The sequence below is a fragment of the Kitasatospora sp. NPDC087314 genome, from assembly GCF_044744365.1.
Lineage (GTDB): Bacteria > Actinomycetota > Actinomycetes > Streptomycetales > Streptomycetaceae > Kitasatospora.
The window spans coordinates 76,006-92,139 of sequence record NZ_JBIUYE010000017.1 but is presented as its reverse complement, the minus strand read 5'-3'; the positions used below and the strand labels follow the sequence as shown (position 1 = coordinate 92,139).

The window sequence follows — 16,134 nt, the reverse complement described above, 5'->3', positions numbered from 1 at the left end:
GAGGTTGAGCGTGATCGGCGCCACCGGCACCCCCCGCCCCGTCCGGCGCTCGGCGCGAGCCGCCGCCGCGCTGCTGCTGTCCCTGGCCGTGGCCGTGGTGACGCTGGGCACCGCGAACTCCGACGGGAAGGGAAGAGGGCCCGCCCCGGTGGCCGCCGGGGCCGCGGCGGAGAGCGGGCGGATCGTCTACGCGGGCACGGGCCACCGCAGCCTGGCGCGGGTCACCGGCACGGCGTCCAGCGCGCCGCTGTTCGGGCCGGGGCCCGTCCACTTCGACACCGAACCCTCGGCCCGCGGTGACCAGTTGGTGTTCACCAGCCTGCGGGACGAGACACTGCCCCAGGTCTACCTGCGCGAGCAGTCCGGCGCGGTGCGCCGGCTCACCACGGGCATGGACACCGCGGAGCCGACGCTGACCCCGGACGGCCGCGCCGTCGTGTTCGACGCGGTGGAGCCCGGCGGACGCGACGGGCAGACCCAGCGCGACCTCTGGGTGGTCGACACCGACGGCACCGGGCTGCGCAGGCTGACCGACACCGCGGACTCCGAGGCGCACCCGACGGTCTCCCCCGACGGCAAGTGGGTCGCGTACACCTGCAACGTCGACCGGGAGCACACCCAGGTCTACGTCATGCCCCTGGCCGGCGGTGCGGCGCAGCGGATCACCGCGGTCACCACCGGCAACGCCATCGAACCGGCGTGGAACCCGGTGGACGCGCCCGACCTCCGCGACCAGATCGTCTACACCTGGGACCAGGGCGGCCAGACCGGACCGCAGCTGCGGGTCATGACGCCCACCGGCGCCAACGACCGGGCGTTCTTCCCCGGCGTCGGCGCCGACTGGCGGACCAGGTCCGCCGGCTGGCTGCCCGACGGCAGCGGGGTGCTCTTCCTCAGCCCCAACCGGCTCAACGGCGACCCGACGGCGCACGAGAGCGTGTACCGCGCCAAGACCTGCTTCTGCGGCGGGGCCGAACTGGTGCTGAGCGAGGAGCGCGCGGTCCGCACCCCGGTCTGGCTCGGCCCGCTGAACGGTGGCGGGCCCGTCGTGGACCGCAACAGCGCCGAAACGCCCAACGTGGCCGACCTGTCGGACATCCGCCCCGACGGAGTGGACCCGCGCGACCTGGGCGTCAGCGTGCTCCGGGAGGACCCGGCCGCCGACACCAACACCGACCCCGCGACCGACCCGCTGTTCAACCCCCGCCCCGGCTACGACCCGTGGTTCGAACGGCAGACCTACACGCCGGACGGCCGGGGGATCGTGGTGACCCGCTTCGAGGACTCGTCCGCCGGCCGGATCGAACGGGTCTGGCAGACCGGCGTCGACGGCTCCAACCCACGCCCGATGAACCTCGCCGGGCGCGGGCCGAAGGACTGGGACACCGACCCGGCGCTCTCGCCCGACGGCCGGCTGGTGGCCTTCACCAGGACCTCGCCCGGCGGCATCGGCGCGGCCTCCGGCCCCGGGCGGGTGCTGATCGCGAACGTGTCGACCGGCGCGATCGTCGGCACCGTCGAGCCGACCGGCGACCAGCCGGCCGCGTCGGTGGCCCAACCCTCCTGGTCCCCGGACGGCAAACTGATCGCCTACACCAAGACCGAGGTCATCAACGGCAGCGGCGCCAACAAGCACGTGTGGACCGTGCCCGCCGACGCCCTCGACCGGCCGACCGACCTCAGCCGGACGGCCTGCCCCGGTGCCTGCGAGGTCATCGACGACAGCCCCGCCTTCTCGCCGGACGGCCGGCGCGTCGCCTTCAACCGCAAGACCGGCAACGGCGGGCCCAACGAGCGGAACGCCGTCCTCGTCGCCTCGGCGACCGGCGACGGCTGCACGGTGGCCCTGCCCGCCGGGCCCGGCCAGGACCGCAACGCCTGCCGCCGCCCGCTGTCGGACACCTCCGACGCCGGACCGTTCCAGCCCCGCGACGTCGCCTGGACGGCGGACGGCGCGCAGCTGGTGCTGACCTCGCGCCGGGCCCTGCCGGCGAACTCGCCCGAGGCGCTGTCGAGCCTCGACCTCGCGACCGGCCGGCTCACCTCCATCAACTCCCGGCTGCCGGGGCGGCAGAAGGAGCCGAGCGTCCAGCAGTCCGTCGACCTGGCGCTGAGCGCGCCGGCCAGCACGCCCCCGGTCCCGGCCGACGGCAGCACCACCGTGGACATCACCGTCACCAACCGTGGCCCGGCGCCCTCGCCCGGCACCGTGTTCACGGCCTCGGTGCCGACGGGCGCCCGGCTCGGCGGGCTGAAGGCCTCGGCCGGCACCTGCGACGCTGTGGCGCTGCGCTGCGAGCTCGGCACGCTGGCCCCGGGCGCTGTCGTCCGGGTGACCGCCACCGTGGTCGCCACCCAGAGCGGGGACCAGCGGTTCGGCTGGTGGGTCACCGGAGCGGTGGTCGACCCGAGGCCCGAGGACAACGCGGGGCAGACGGTCGTCCCCGTCCAGGCCGCGTCGCCGTCCCCGTCGGCCTCTCCGTCGCCCTCCCCGTCCGCGTCGCCCTCCCCGTCCGCGTCGCCGTCCCCGTCCGCCTCTCCGTCGCCGTCCGCCCCGCCCGCCTCGTCACCGCCCGCCCCGCCGCCACCGGCGCCCGCCCCGGTCCCCGCACCGCCGGCGCCTCCCGCGCCCAAGGCCGGACCGGCCGTGACGGTCGGCGCCCAGCCGAATCCCGGCTACGTCGGCGGCCGGGTCACCGTCACCTACACCGTGCGCAACGACGGCCAGGCCCTCGCCACCGGACTGCGGCTGTCGCTCGGCCTGCCCGCCGGGGTCCCGACCGGACCGCTGCCACCCGGCTGCACCGGCGGCGTCTGTGACGTGGCCGACCTGCTCCCGGGCGCCAGCGCCGTCGTCCAGGTGGTGCTGGCACCCGAGGCCACCCTGGACACCACCATCACCTCCGTCCTGACCACCACCGGCACCGATGCCAACCCGGGCGACCACGTCGCGCGGACCCCGCTGCGCATCCTGCAGCCCCGCATCGTCGCGGTGCCGCCGATCGGCAAGCCCGGCTTCGTGACCTCCGTCCGCGGCGTGGACTTCCCGCCCGGCGTGCCGGTGACCCTCACCTGGACGCCCGGCATCACCGCCGCCGCGGCGCCCACCCACCCGGCCGCCGGCGGCACCTTCGCCGCCCAGCTGCTCATCCTCCCCAAGGACGAGACGGGTCCGCGGACCATCACCGCGAGCGGCCCCGGATTCTCCCCGGTGACCACCCCCTTCCTGGTGGTGACCGGCAGCGTCGGCCCGCCGGGGGAGGTGCAGCGCCGGTGATCCACGAAGTCGACGAGGGGCTGCGGCTCCTGCTCGCCGAGAGCGGCCTGCAGGAGCGCGGGGTCGAGCTGGTCTTCGACTCGCCCACCCGGGACTGGGCCGCCCGGCGCAACGCGCCGACGGTCAGCGTCTTCCTGTACGGCATCCGCGAGGACGTGGCCCGCCGGCAGAGCGGCGCCGCCGAACAGCACGACGCGGACGGCGTGGTGGTGGCCTGGCGCAGCGCACCCCGCTGGTTCGAGCTGGCCTACCTGGTGACGGCGTGGACCAACCGGCCGCAGGACGAGCACCGGCTGCTGTCCGAGGTGCTCCGCTGCCTGACGGCGACGGACGCGCTCCCCGCCCGGCTGCTCACCGGCACGCTCGCCGAACTCGGGCTCACCGTCGGGCTGGAGACCGCCGGGCGCAGCGAGGGCATGCCGTCGGTGTCCGACGTGTGGTCGGCCCTCGGGGGCGAGCTGAAGCCCTCGATCGACCTCAGGGTGCTCGCCCCGCTGTCCGGCGAGCGCGCCCCGGCCGGGCCCCCGGTCACCGAGGGGCTCGTGCTGCGCACCGTCGACACGGCCGACCAGGCCGACGACCCGGGCCGCCGCCTGCGCTACGACGGCGCCACGGACCCCGGCGCGGACGGCTTCGCGGCGCCCCGGGAACGCCCGTTGCCGCCCGGCCGCCGACGGCGCGGCGGAGCGGTGCGATGACCCTCGACCTCGAGCCGGCGGCCACCAGCGCGCCGGCCGTCGACGTCGCCGACCTGTGGGAGCGGCTGCGCCGCGTCGAACAGCGGATCCGCGCCGCCGTCCGCGAGCGCAGGGCCGACGACCCGGACCCGGACGACCCGTACCGGGGCCAGTACCTCACCCCGGAGGCGGTCGAGCGGATCCTGGCGTCGCCCGCCGCGGTGGGTCGTGCCGACGCCGATCCCGGTGAGCTGGTGCCGCCGCCTCCCGGGTCGAGGCTCGAACGGCTCGTCGACGGCTTCGGGCTGCTGCCGGTCGACCTCGAACTCCTGCTGGTGGCGCTCGCCCCCGACCTCGACACCCGCTTCGAACGGCTCTACGGCTACCTCAACGACGACCTGACCCTGCGCCGGCCCACCATCGGGCTCGCGCTCGACCTGTGCGGCCTGCCGGGGGCGGGCGCCGGCCGGTTCCGCTTCTCCGCCCGGGCCCCGCTGATCGCCGGCGGACTGCTGGAGGTCACCGAGCCGGAGCGCCCGCTGCTCTCCCGGGGCCTGCGCCTGCCCGACCGGGTGACGGCCCATCTGCTCGGGGCGGACGAGCTCGACGGCGCGCTGCGCGGGCTGGTCCGGATCGGCCGGGCCGGCGCCGGCGCCCCGCCCGAGGCCGCCCGCCGCCTGCGCGCCGCCGTGGCGAACGGCGGCGCACTGGTGCACCTGCTGGACCGGGGCGGCAGCGCCGGACGGCTCGCGGTCGACGCCCTCGCGGGCATCGGCCGCCAGGCCCTGGTCGTCGACGTCGCCGCGCTCGCCGCCCGCCCCCCGGACGCCGGGGTGCGCGCGCTCGCCCGGGAGGCACGGCTGACCGGCAGCGGAGTGGTGCTCGGCCCCCTGGAGCGGCTCGAACCCGAACGCCCGGAGCAGGCCCGGCTGTTGCGCGAACTCTGCACGGAGCTCGCCGGGGTGCCGCTGCTCGTGCACGGTACCCGTGCCTGGGATCCGGTCTGGGCGCGGGAGAGCCCGGTGGTGGTCGTCGCCCCGCCGCTGGACCCGGGGCAGCGCGCCGAACGCTGGGCGCACGCGCTGCGGACGGCGACCGGCGGGCCGGACCAGGGCGCGCCGGACGAGGGTGCGCTGAGCCACGACCTGGCCGAGGCGGTCGCCCCGTACCAGCTCGACGAGGACCAGGTGACCAGGGCCGCCGGTGTGGCGACCAGGACGGCCGCGGCCGAGCACCGCCCGGTGACCGCCGACGACCTGCGGGCCGCCGTCCGGGCGCAGAACGGCGCGGGGCTCGCCCGCCTGGCCCGCCGGATCGAGCCCGCCGTCGGGTGGGACGACCTGGTGCTGCCCGAGCCCACCGCGCGCCACCTGCACGAACTGGTGCTGAGAGCCCGGCATCGCGACCAGGTGCTCGGCCAGTGGCGGATGCGGCCGGGCGGGGGGCGCGGACGCGGGGTGATCGCGCTGTTCGCCGGGGAGTCGGGCACCGGAAAGACCATGTCGGCCGAGGTGGTCGCCGCGGAACTCGGCATGGAGCTGTACGTCGTGGACCTGTCCACCGTCGTGGACAAGTACATCGGCGAGACGGAGAAGAACCTGGAACGGATCTTCACCGAGGCCTCGCAGGTGAACGGCGTCCTGCTGTTCGACGAGGCCGACGCGATCTTCGGCAAGCGGTCGCAGGTCAAGGACGCCCACGACCGGCACGCCAACGTGGAGTCGGCGTACCTGCTGCAGCGCATGGAGTCCTTCGACGGGATCGCGGTGCTGACGACCAATCTGCGCGCCAACCTCGACGAGGCCTTCACCCGGCGGCTGGACGTCATCGCGGAGTTCCCCGTGCCGGACGAGGAACAGCGGCATGCCCTGTGGGACCGCTGCCTGGGCCCGCGGATCCCCCGCGACGAGGACCTCGACCTGGCCTTCTGCGCGAAGCACTTCGAACTCGCCGGCGGCTCCATCCGGGCGTGCGCGGTGACCGCGGCGTACCTGGCGGCCGAGACGGGCCGGCCGCTGGGCATGGCGCAGCTGGTGTCCGCGATCAAGCAGGAGTACCGCAAGCTCGGCCGCCTGGTCCTGGAGAGCGAGTTCGGGCCGTGGTCGAGCGCCGCCGGGCGGGTCTGACCGTTCGCGTCGTACGCCCGGCGGGAATGGTCGGACCCGCCCGGTGGAACGCGGGCCGGGGCCGACGCCGAGGACCGGTCGTTCCCCGCGGGGTGCCCGTCGGGGCAGCGAGCCTGCCCCTGGTCAGGGACCCGGGGACATGTCGCGGGGGGTGGTCCCGGCAGCAGACTCGGTGGTGATTGATCGGCCACCCAGAAGGAGCGAGCATGCCGTCGTACCTCACACCGGGCGTGTACGTGGAGGAGGTCCAGTCCGGTGCCCGGCCGATCGAGGGCGTCGGCACAGCCGTCGCCGCTCTGGTCGGCTTCGCCGAGACCGGCCCCTTCCACGAGCCCACCCTGGTGACCAACTGGGACCAGTACGTCCAGCAGTTCGGCGGCTTCACCGAAGGCACCTACCTGCCGCACGCCGTCTACGGCTTCTTCGCCAACGGCGGCGGCGCCGTCTACGTCGTCCGGATCGGCCGCGACGGCGGCGCGACGGGCGGCGGCAGGCCGGCGGCCGTCCGGTCGGCGCCCGCGCCCACCGCCGTCGCGGGCTTCCTGTACTCGGCCCTGCCCGGCGCGGGCGGCGACGTGTCCGTCGAGATCGCCGACGCCGAGGGGGAGAACGCCCCCGACGACCGGTTCCGGCTGGTGGTCCGCAAGGGCGCCGAGGTCGCCGAGACGTACGAGGTCTCGACCCGCAAGAACACCAAGGGCTACGTCGTCACCCAGCTGCGGGAGTCCAAGCTCGTCGCGGTCGGCGAGCAGCCCGGCACCGCGCCGAGCCGCCCCGAGCGGCAGACCCTCACCCTCGCCGCCGCCCCCGCGGCCGGGCCGGTGGCCCCCGCGACCCGGCTGGACCCGGCCGAGTACGTGGGCGACGCCTCGGCCCGGACCGGCTTCGCCGGCCTGGAGGCGATCGACGAGATCACCATGGTCGCGGTGCCCGACCTGATGAGCGCCTTCGAGCGCGGGGACATCGACGCCGAGGGGGTCAGGACCGTCCAGCTCGCGGTGATGTCGCACTGCGAGCAGATGGGCGACCGGATCGCCGTCCTGGACTCCCCGCCCGGCATGAACGCCCAGCAGGTGCGCAACTGGCGCAACGAGGAGGCGGGTTACGACTCCCGCTACGCGACCCTGTACTACCCGTGGATCAAGGTGTTCGACCCGGCGACCGGCCGCAACTCGATGGTCCCCCCGAGCGGGCACGTCGCCGGGGTGTGGGCGCGCAGCGACGCCGAACGCGGCGTGCACAAGGCGCCGGCCAACGAGGTCATCCGCGGCGCGGTGGACCTGGAGATCCGTCTCAGCAAGGGCGAGCAGGACCTGCTGAACCCGATCGGCGTCAACTGCGTGCGGGCCTTCCCCGGGCGCGGCATCCGGATCTGGGGCGCCCGGACCCTCTCCTCCGACCCGGCGTGGCGCTACCTCAACGTCCGACGGCTGTTCAACTACCTGGAGGAGTCGATCCTCCTGGGGACCCAGTGGGTGGTGTTCGAGCCCAACGACGACCGCCTCTGGTCCAGCATCCGCCGCAACATCACCGCGTTCCTGACCGAGGAGTGGCGGCGCGGGGCGCTGTTCGGCAGCACGGCCGCGGAGGCCTTCTACGTCAAGTGTGACCGTGAGAACAACCCGCAGGAGTCCATCGACCTCGGACAGGTGGTGTGCGAGATCGGGGTCGCTCCGGTGAAGCCCGCCGAGTTCGTGGTGTTCCGGCTCTCCCAGTTCTCCGACAGCACCAGCCTCGTCAACGAGTGACACGCGCCTCGTCCACGAGTGACCAGCAGGCCAGCACAGACCGGAAGGGAAGGTGACAGGGAGTCATGGCTGAAGGCGATCCGCTCTCCACACATATATTCGGCGTCCAACTCGGCGGCTACAACGTCGAGTCGGTCAAGGAGGTCAGCAACCTGACCGTTGACCAGGACGTCGTCGAGTACAAGCAGGTGACCCAGCAGGGCAAGCTGATCGTCCGCAAGCAGCCCGGCGCGCGGCTGCCGGGCGAGGTGACGATCACCCGCGGCCTCGACAAGAGCGGGGCGTTCACCAAGTGGATCAACGAGACGCTCAACAACGGTGCGATCAACACCGCGCGGCAGAACCTCACCATCGAGGTCAAGGACACCACCGGTGCCACGCTCCGGCGGATCCAGCTGATGAACGCCTGGGCCAGCCGGTGGGAGGGCCCCACCCTCACCGCCGGTGAATCCAGCCCCGCGACGGAGACGGTGACCATCGTGTTCGAGGAGATCACCGTCGAATGAGGCGACGGATCAGCCTTGACGAACTCCTGGAGCAGGCCCCGGCACCCGCCCCGGCCCCGACCCCGCAGGCCTCCGCGCCGCAGCGGGGTCGGGGCCCCCAGGGGCACGGGCTGCACACGGAGTTCGAGTTCGAGCTCCCGCGCGGGTACCTCGACGACGAGGGCACCCTGCACCGGCACGGCGCCATGCGCCTGGCCACCGCGCGGGACGAACTCATGCCCCAGATCGATCTGCGGGTCAAGGAGAACCCGGCGTACCTGAGCGTGGTGCTGCTCAGCCATGTGATCACCCGGCTCGGCACCATCACCGACGTGCACGCCGGCGTCGTCGAGCGCATGTACGCCACCGACGTCGCGTTCCTCCAGGACTTCTACCAGCGGATCAACAGCGAGGGCCACACCCGCGCCGCGGTGACCTGCCCGCACTGCGAGGGCTCCTTCGAAGTCGACCTCGCTGGTGGGCGCCTGGGGGAATGGTGACGTACGCGACCGCCCGGCTGTATGAGGAGGTCGCGTACATCGCCTACCACTTCCACTGGCAGCGGGAGGACATCCTCGACCTGTCCCACCACGAACGCCGCGAGTGGGTACGGGAGATCGCGCGGATCAACACCCGCGTCAACGAAGGCGGGTGAGCGGCATGGGGATCCGGAGCAGGTTCGGGCGCCGGCGGACGGGCGACGAGGGCGAGGCCGCCCCAGCGCCCCGGTCCGACGTGCCCCGGGCCGACGTGCCCGCCCCGGACGGCGGCTGGCGCGCGGTCGCGCCGCTGGCCCCGACCCTCGCGGGCCCGGCGACCGGGGTCAGCGACGGCCTGCGGTTCCGGTCCCGGCTCGCCTCCTGGCAGAACCCCTCGCTGTCCGGCGCGCTCGGGCACGCAGTGTTGCCGTCGGCCCCGGCGGGAATCCTGCGGGCGGTCGCCCGGCCCCTCGGCCCGGCGGCCGTCGGCGGGGCGGACGGGCCTGCGCTGCGGTACGCCGTGGCGGCGGGGCCCGCGGCCGCGCCGGAGCCTGGCGCGGTACCGCTCGCGGACGGGCCGGAGGTGGCGGTCGGGCGCGGGGAGGTACAGCAGGTCCAGCGGTCCGGCGCCACACCCCGACAGCTGCCCGTACGGTCGGCGGCCACCGGGGACGGCGGCGCTCCGACGCTTCCCGCGGCCTCCGAGGGAGCTGCGGGGTCGTCCGCCGGGCGGGCCCGGCCGGTGCTGCCGCGCCGGGTCGGGACGCCGCTGACGGTGGCGCCGCGACCCCGGTCGCTGCCCACGCGCGCGGTGGCCGTGATCCCGCCCCGCTCGGAGCAACGCGCGGCGGAGCGTCCGGTGGGACGCTCGGCGGGTTCCTCCGACGCCCTCGGGGCGTCCGGGTCGGCAGTGGAACCGGGCGTCGGCGCCCGGCCGTCGGACAGCCCCGAGCCGTCCGAGCCGTCCGAGCCGTCCGAGCCGTCCAAGACCCCCAGGACCTCCGGGACCTCCAGGACTTCCACGACCTCCGAGCCTGCCTCGGTGCAGCGGACCGGTGCCCAGGCCCGGCCGTCCGGCACGGTGGCGCAGCCGGGCACGGCCGTGCAGCGCGCTGCGACGGGCGGCGCGGCACCGGGCCGACCGGTCCTCGGCGCCCCGCTGACCGCGCTGCCCGCCAGCGCCTCGCCGCGGCTCAACACCGACGACACGGCAGGCCCCGCGTACGGGCCGATGCCGATCGTCGCCTCGCCCGCGCAGCCGACCGGTCCGGCGGCGGGCGGGCCCGAGGCTGCGGGGCCGTCCGCACCGGGGAGGCCGACCCGCCCGGAGCCCGGCCCCCGCGACACCGCCGCCGTGCAGCGCGCCGCCCGGACGGGCGGTGGCCCGTCCGCCCCGCCGCCCACGACTGCCCCCCGGACACAGCGCGCCACCCGGTCAGGCGCCGGATCGTCCTCCGCGCGCACCCACGGTGGCCTGGGCGCACCGCTCGCCGCGCTGCCGCCGACGGCGAGCGGCTCGCCCGGCGCCCGTGCGGCCGACAGCCGGCGCGGACCCGTTCAGCGGACCACGGCCCCGACGGCGAGCACCCCGGGCGGTACCGCCCCGGACCCCGGCGCACCTGCGGCTCCCATGTCCGCCGCACCGCCGCGGCCGACCGTTCGGAGCGGGGCGGCGCCGGGCCCGGAAGGCGCCCCGCGCGGCGGCGCCGCCGGGTCGGGTGCGGCGGCGGTCCAGCGTGCGGTCGACGCGGGCCGGTCCGGTCCCCGGCGCGACGCAGCCCCGACTTCTGCACCGGCCCCGACTCCGGCCGCGACTTCGACATCTGCCGCGACGTCGGCCGCAGGCGCACGAGGCGCGGACGCGGGCGGGCAGGGCGGCTCCGGCGCGCCCGGGCCCGCCGTCGTGCCGCAGCCGTCCGCCGCCCCGGCATCGCAGGGCGAGGCCCGGCGCCCCGGGGGCACCGGCGCCGGCGCGAGCGCGCGGCCTGCCGGGTCGCCGGACGGCCACGGCCCGCTGGTCGTGCTGCGCGCGCCGATCGGCGGCACCGCCGCCCGCCCGGCGGCCGCGCCCGGCCACCGCACCCGGGGCCTGCTCGGCGAGCGCAGCATGACGTCCGCGCTCGCCACACCGGCGACGGCTCCCGTGTCGCGCGCCGGTGCTGCACCCGGCCCCGCGTCCGCCCCACCCGTTGTCAGGGCCGCCTGGCGGCAGGACCCGCCCGCGCGCGCCGACGGCCCGTCGGCCGCGGAGCCTGCGGCCCCCGTGGCCCCCGCGACCTGGCGGAGCCGGGCTGCCGCCGTCCTCCGGCTCCCTCGGCGCGAACAGCCGCGCCGACCCGATGCCGCGCGCTCGGCGGGCCCGGCGGCGCAGGCGGCCGTCCGTGGCGGCTCTGCTGACGGGCGCGCGAGCGTGCAGCGGTCGGCGGCCGGGGGCCCGCGTGGCGGTGTCTCCGCGGAGCGGCGCGGGAGTGCGCAGCGGTCGGCGACCGTGGGCCCGGGTGCTGTGGCGTCGCGGTCGTCCGCCCGTGACGGTGCTGCTGATGTGCGTCCGAGTGGGCAACGGTCGACGGCCGCCGGCCTGCGCGGTGCGGCGTCGCGGTCATCGCAGGGCAGCGGCGCTTCGGTGCGGCGCCCGGCGTTCGGTGGTCCTGCCCCGGTCGAGCCGGGGGCGCAGCCGTCGACGCCCGTCGGCCCGGACAGTGTGACGGGGCCTGGCGCGCGGTCGTCGTCGGAGCGCGGTGCCGCTCCGACCGGGCGCCCCAGCGTGCAGCGGTCGACGGCCGCCGGCCCGCGTCCGGAGGCGTCGGGCACGCAAGCTGCGCTGCCCGGGGCCGCTTCGGTGCCTGCCGTGGTCCTCGCGAGCGCGGCAGGGACCCCCGTGTCACCTGCCGCCGCCGTGACTCCGGCCGCTCCGGCGCCCGGATCGCGCGGCGGTCACGCCCCGGCGGTGCAGCGAGCCGTGTCCGGCGGTCCGAGTCCCGCGGGGCCGGACGACCGTGCGGCGGAGGCCCGAGGTGCCGCGGCGCCTGCGGTGGTCCCCGCCGGGCGGGTACCGAGGCGGGAGCCCCCGGTGCTGCCGGTCGCCGCCCCGGCCGTTGCGGTCGACGGCGGCACGCCGGTGGTGACCGCCGCCCGGGCCGGGCAGGCCGCGAGCGTGCAGCGTTCCGCTGCCGACGGCCCTGCCCAGGCCTCCGGTCCGGCGGTCCCGGTCGTCCGACCTGCGCTGTCCGAAGGCGCTCCGGCGTCTGCCACGGCTCCCGCCGGGCGCGCGCGACGCGGGGAGCGCCCTGCGCCTGCGGCCCCGGCGGTCGGCGGCGGTGCCGTGGCCGTGCCCGCCGGGCCCGGCGGGCACGCCTCGAACGTGCCGCTGGTGCGTCTCGCGCCGCCGGGACCGTCGGCGGCCCCAGCGGTCCAGCGGCTGCCGGTCGCCGGCCGGCCCGCCTCCGCGCCCGCCCCCCCGACGATGCCGCCGCCGAGCGGTGGAAGCTGGACGTCGGGCGGCGCACCGGGCGGCCTCGGCGCGCCCGGGGCGGGCGGGGAGTCGCCGGTGCGCACCGTGTCGTGGGTCGCGCAGCCCCAGGGCGGCGCGGGAACGCCGCCCCGGCCGGCCGCGGCGCCGGGGCCGTCGGCCGAGACGGCGCGGGTGCTGCAGCGGGTGGCGGAGCAGGCGGGCCTGTCCGGGGTGCCGTTGACCGCCGTACCGGCCCGCTCCCAGCCGGCCGTCCAGACCAGGGCCGCCCCGCCCCCGATCACCGTCCCGCCCCCGGCCCCACCCCGGCAGGCGGGCCACGGGTCGCCGGACGGGACCGACCTCGACGAACTGGCCCGACGCCTGATCGAACCCGTCGGACGGCTGCTGCGCGCCGAACTGCGCAGAGGAAGGGAACGCGCCGGGCGGCCGTACGACGGCCGCCGCTGAGCGCGGACGGCAGGGGCGGGCAGGCGACGGAGGCAGGAATGACCGACAACATCTTCGCGACGAGCGTGTTCTTCAAGCTCACGATCGGCGGCAACGACCTGGGGGAGTTCACGACGTGCTCGGGGCTGGGCGCCGAGGTCGAGATCCACCAGTACGCGGAGGGCGGCAACAACGGCTTCTCCTGGCAACTGCCGGGCCGCATCACCTGGTCGAACATCACGCTCACCCGCGCGGTCACGGCGGACACCGCCAAGATCGCGCGCTGGCTGGACGAGATCGTGCGGCGGGTCGAGCCCAAGGACGGCGAGATCGTCGCCCTGCGGCCCGACCTGAGCCGCATCGTCAGCTGGCAGGTGCTCGGCATCGTCCCCGTGCGGTGGCAGGGCCCGTCCTTCGACCCGATGAACTCGCAGGCGGCCATGGAGTCCCTGGAGATCGCCCACGCCGGCCTGCGTCCGTCATGACGGCGCGCGGTACCCGATCCAGACCACGCTTCGGACGACCAACGGAAGGAGGTGCGGGATGTCCTCAGCGGTTCCCGCGAGTGTCACCCGGGCCCAACTGGCCATCATGGAGCCCCCGGCGACGGTCGGCGCCCAACCCGGCGGGGTGATCGCGAGGCTTCCGCTCCAGTTCAACCCGTCGACCCTGGTGCTGCGGAAGTCCTCGGAGTGGCGCCGCACCCCGTCCCGGATGGCCAGCGAGTCCGCGCTGCCCGAGTTCGTCGGCAGCGGGCCCCGCTCGCTCTCCCTGGAGGTGTTCCTCGATGCGACGGCCAAGCACGACAACTCCGTGGAACGGGCGGTGGAGCAGCTGATGACGGCCTGTGTCCCCACCCCGGCCAGCCTGGCGCGCAAGAAGCCGGCGAGCCCGTGGATCCGGCTGGACTGGGGCACGTCGAAGACGACGTCCTTCAACGGGGTGATGAGCGATCTCCAGGTCACCTACTCGCTCTTCGACGTCGACGGCAAGCCGCTGCGGGCCACCTGCTCGTTCTCCATCGACGAGGCCAGTGTCGACCCGCCGGGCCAGAACCCGACCTCCGGTTCGATGGAGGCGCGCAGCACCCACCGGGTGATCGCGGGTGACAGCCTGGCGCTGCTCGCCTGGCGCGAGTACGGCGACGCGACGGCCTGGCGCACCATCGCCGAGGCCAACGACATCGACGACCCGATGGTGCTCGTCCCCGGGACGGAACTGATCGTGCCGGCGCTCGACGAACTCACCCGAGGCGGACGGCCATGAGCACTCCCGAGGCACGCGGCGGCCGCTCCTTCGCCGCGGATCCGATCATCGAGGCGCCCGGGCCGCTGCCGCCGGTCTGGGCGACCCAGCTGGTCTCCTGCGACATCGAGGAGAGCGTCGGCCTGCCCGACACCGCCGTGCTGTCGTTCCGCGACGCGGACCACACCTTCCTCTCCGCGACCGGGGTCACCATCGGCACCCGGCTGCGGGTCTCCGTGGTGACGGTGCAGGGCCAGGCGCAGGTGCGGCTGTTCACCGGCGAGGTGACCGCGCTGGAGCTGGACGTGGACACCACCGGTTCGTTCACCGTGGTCCGGGCGTCCGCGGTCACCCACCGGCTGATGCGCGGGCGCCGGGTGAAGGGGTTCCGCAACATGTCGACGGCGGACATCGTCCGTCAGGTCGCCGCGGGCGCGGGGCTCGGCTGCGGCCGGGTCGACGCGTTCCCGGTCGTCCACCAGCAGCTGTCGCAGGCCAACGTGTCGGACTGGGAGTTCCTCCAGTACCTGGCGCAGGAGAGCGGTGCGCAGGTGCGCGTGGACGACGACGGGCTGCTGGAGTTCGTCAAGCCCGAGCCGGCCTCCTCCGCCCCGGCCCCCTCGACGCCCGCCCCGCAGAACCCGATGGTGCTGGAGTACGGCCGCAACCTGCTGGAGCTGCGCGGCGTGCTGACGGGCGGCGGCGGGGCGGACACGGTCGAGGTGCGCGGCTGGAACGTCGTCACCAAGAACGCCCTGGTCGCCACGGAGCCGTCGGTGACCAGCCGGACGGTGCTGCCGGGGCTCAGCCCGTCGGTGGTGGGCGCGGCCTTCGCCGGACCGGCACGGATGACCGTCACCGACACCCCGTACCGCACACAGGCGGAGACGACGGCCGCGGCCGGGTCGGTCGCCTCCTCGGTGGCCGCCGGATTCGGCGAGTTGGAGGTGGTCGCCGAGGGCAACCCGAGTCTGCGGGCGGGCACTCCGGTCGCGCTGGGCAACGTCGGCGCCGCCTTCTCCGGCCGCTACACCGCCACCGCGGTGCGCCACCTGATCGAGCCGTACCGCGGCTACCGGACCACCGTGGTGGTCAGCGCGGCGCCGGACCGCTCCCTCGCGGGGCTGGTCAGCGGGGGCGGCGCGCCCCCGCGCGGGCCGCGGATGCCCGGTCTGGCCATCGCGGTGGTCACCGACGTCCGGGAGCCGGGCGGCGCCGAGCGCGGCGGGGTGCGGCTGAAGTTCCCGTGGCTGGACGACACCTACGTCTCCGACTGGGTGCGCACCGTCCAGTGGGGCGGGCAGGGAGGCGGCGGCGTGTTCAGCCCGGAGGTGAACGACGAGGTGCTGGTCGGCTTCGAGCAGGGCTGCCTGGACAGCCCGTACGTGCTGGGCGGCCTCTACAACGGCGTCGACAAACCCTCGCCGCACGAGGTGCCGCTGGTCGACGCGGCCGGCGGGAAGGTCAACCGCCGCTCGCTGGTCTCCCGTTCGGGCCACCGCCTGGAGCTGCTGGACGTGCCGGGCGGCCAGTCCGGCGTCCGGTTGGCCAGCGGGGACCGGAAGCTGGAGGTCAGGCTGGACGAGCAGCGCGGCGAGATCGTCCTGACCGTCTTCGGCGCGGCCGGTGCGGCGGCGGCGAGTTCGGTGCGCCTCTCCTCCTCCGGCATCACCCTCGACGCCGGTACCGGAGCGGTGAACCTGCGCGGGGCATCGGTGAACGTCACCGGCCGCACGGAGGTCACCGTGGACGGCGGCGCGCTCGCGGTGCTCAAGGCGGCCCTCGTACGCATCAACTGAACCACCGTCACCGCATCCGCACCCGGACCCCTCGAACCACCCGATCGGAGAACGAAGATGCCCCCCGCAGCCCGGATGGGCGACACCACCAGCGACGGCGGTGCCATCACCACCCCGCCGCCAGGCGCCCTCGCGGCGGAGACCGTGCTGATCGGCGGCCGCCCGGCCGCCGTCACCGGCAGCCTGCACGTGTGCGTTCCGCACGTGGAACTCGGGCCCGCCAACGTCGTCATGCCCAGCCCCAAGGCGGCGGCCGGGGGCCTGGTCCTGATCGGGGGGCTGCCCGCGGCGCGCGTGGGGGACCAGACGGCCTGCGGCGCGAAGATCGTCACCGGCGCGTTCAACGTGCTGATCGGAGGGGTCGCGTGAGCGAGCGGACCATCGACAGGGGCGTGTCCAT

The 16,134-nt window shown here is 75.8% G+C and carries 12 protein-coding genes; all 12 read left to right on the top strand.

Annotation, left to right across the window (positions count from 1 at the left end):
* Positions 1 to 4 precede the first annotated feature (4 nt).
* The 12 genes from ACIO5E_RS32295 (at position 5) to ACIO5E_RS32240 (ending at position 16,103) form a co-directional block, all read left to right on the top strand.
* Positions 5 to 3,277 carry a hypothetical protein gene (locus ACIO5E_RS32295; protein ID WP_400674729.1) on the top strand — a complete coding sequence of 1,091 codons (3,273 nt, stop codon included), beginning with the start codon at positions 5 to 7 and terminating at the stop codon, positions 3,275 to 3,277.
* Positions 3,274 to 3,975, top strand: coding sequence for a DUF4255 domain-containing protein (locus ACIO5E_RS32290; RefSeq protein WP_400674727.1), 702 nt, complete (start codon positions 3,274 to 3,276; stop codon positions 3,973 to 3,975). Before ACIO5E_RS32295 ends, ACIO5E_RS32290 begins: the two co-directional genes overlap by 4 nt.
* Positions 3,972 to 6,080, top strand: coding sequence for an AAA family ATPase (locus ACIO5E_RS32285; RefSeq protein WP_400674725.1), 2,109 nt, complete (start codon positions 3,972 to 3,974; stop codon positions 6,078 to 6,080). The genes ACIO5E_RS32290 and ACIO5E_RS32285 overlap by 4 nt, the downstream gene beginning before the upstream one ends.
* A 206-nt stretch (positions 6,081 to 6,286) precedes the next feature.
* Positions 6,287 to 7,828 (top strand): phage tail sheath family protein, encoded by a 1,542-nt coding sequence (locus tag ACIO5E_RS32280; protein ID WP_400674724.1) that lies wholly within the window; start codon positions 6,287 to 6,289, stop codon positions 7,826 to 7,828.
* A gap of 65 nt (positions 7,829 to 7,893) precedes the next feature.
* Complete coding sequence (locus ACIO5E_RS32275; RefSeq protein ID WP_280683629.1) at positions 7,894 to 8,334, top strand: phage tail protein; 441 nt, start codon at positions 7,894 to 7,896, stop codon at positions 8,332 to 8,334.
* Positions 8,331 to 8,813, top strand: coding sequence for a hypothetical protein (locus ACIO5E_RS32270; protein ID WP_280683631.1), 483 nt, complete (start codon positions 8,331 to 8,333; stop codon positions 8,811 to 8,813). Before ACIO5E_RS32275 ends, ACIO5E_RS32270 begins: the two co-directional genes overlap by 4 nt.
* The gene (locus ACIO5E_RS32265; protein ID WP_348534143.1) at positions 8,810 to 8,968 is read left to right on the top strand and encodes a DUF6760 family protein; all 159 of its coding nucleotides are present in this window, start codon (positions 8,810 to 8,812) and stop codon (positions 8,966 to 8,968) included. Before ACIO5E_RS32270 ends, ACIO5E_RS32265 begins: the two co-directional genes overlap by 4 nt.
* 3,371 nt (positions 8,969 to 12,339) lie before the next feature.
* On the top strand, positions 12,340 to 12,711 hold the full coding sequence (locus tag ACIO5E_RS32260) for a hypothetical protein (RefSeq protein ID WP_400674722.1): 372 nt from the start codon (positions 12,340 to 12,342) through the stop codon (positions 12,709 to 12,711).
* Between the two features lie 38 nt (positions 12,712 to 12,749).
* On the top strand, positions 12,750 to 13,175 hold the full coding sequence (locus tag ACIO5E_RS32255; RefSeq protein WP_280683634.1) for a phage tail protein: 426 nt from the start codon (positions 12,750 to 12,752) through the stop codon (positions 13,173 to 13,175).
* Between the two features lie 58 nt (positions 13,176 to 13,233).
* Positions 13,234 to 13,956, top strand: coding sequence for a LysM peptidoglycan-binding domain-containing protein (locus tag ACIO5E_RS32250; protein WP_280683636.1), 723 nt, complete (start codon positions 13,234 to 13,236; stop codon positions 13,954 to 13,956).
* Positions 13,953 to 15,734 (top strand): VgrG-related protein, encoded by a 1,782-nt coding sequence (locus tag ACIO5E_RS32245; RefSeq protein ID WP_400674720.1) that lies wholly within the window; start codon positions 13,953 to 13,955, stop codon positions 15,732 to 15,734. The genes ACIO5E_RS32250 and ACIO5E_RS32245 overlap by 4 nt, the downstream gene beginning before the upstream one ends.
* A gap of 57 nt (positions 15,735 to 15,791) precedes the next feature.
* Positions 15,792 to 16,103, top strand: coding sequence for a PAAR domain-containing protein (locus tag ACIO5E_RS32240; RefSeq protein WP_280683639.1), 312 nt, complete (start codon positions 15,792 to 15,794; stop codon positions 16,101 to 16,103).
* The last annotated feature ends 31 nt before the right edge of the window (positions 16,104 to 16,134 follow it).

What these genes read in the sequence shown, in the direction of transcription:
- ACIO5E_RS32285 (WP_400674725.1), top strand. Translation starts at nt 3,972, where the DNA reads ATGACCCTCGACCTCGAGCCGGCGGCCACCAGCGCGCCGGCCGTCGAC.
- ACIO5E_RS32280 (WP_400674724.1), top strand. Translation starts at nt 6,287, where the DNA reads ATGCCGTCGTACCTCACACCGGGCGTGTACGTGGAGGAGGTCCAGTCC.
- ACIO5E_RS32275 (WP_280683629.1), top strand. Translation starts at nt 7,894, where the DNA reads ATGGCTGAAGGCGATCCGCTCTCCACACATATATTCGGCGTCCAACTC.
- ACIO5E_RS32270 (WP_280683631.1), top strand. Translation starts at nt 8,331, where the DNA reads ATGAGGCGACGGATCAGCCTTGACGAACTCCTGGAGCAGGCCCCGGCA.
- ACIO5E_RS32255 (WP_280683634.1), top strand. Translation starts at nt 12,750, where the DNA reads ATGACCGACAACATCTTCGCGACGAGCGTGTTCTTCAAGCTCACGATC.
- ACIO5E_RS32250 (WP_280683636.1), top strand. Translation starts at nt 13,234, where the DNA reads ATGTCCTCAGCGGTTCCCGCGAGTGTCACCCGGGCCCAACTGGCCATC.
- ACIO5E_RS32245 (WP_400674720.1), top strand. Translation starts at nt 13,953, where the DNA reads ATGAGCACTCCCGAGGCACGCGGCGGCCGCTCCTTCGCCGCGGATCCG.
- ACIO5E_RS32240 (WP_280683639.1), top strand. Translation starts at nt 15,792, where the DNA reads ATGCCCCCCGCAGCCCGGATGGGCGACACCACCAGCGACGGCGGTGCC.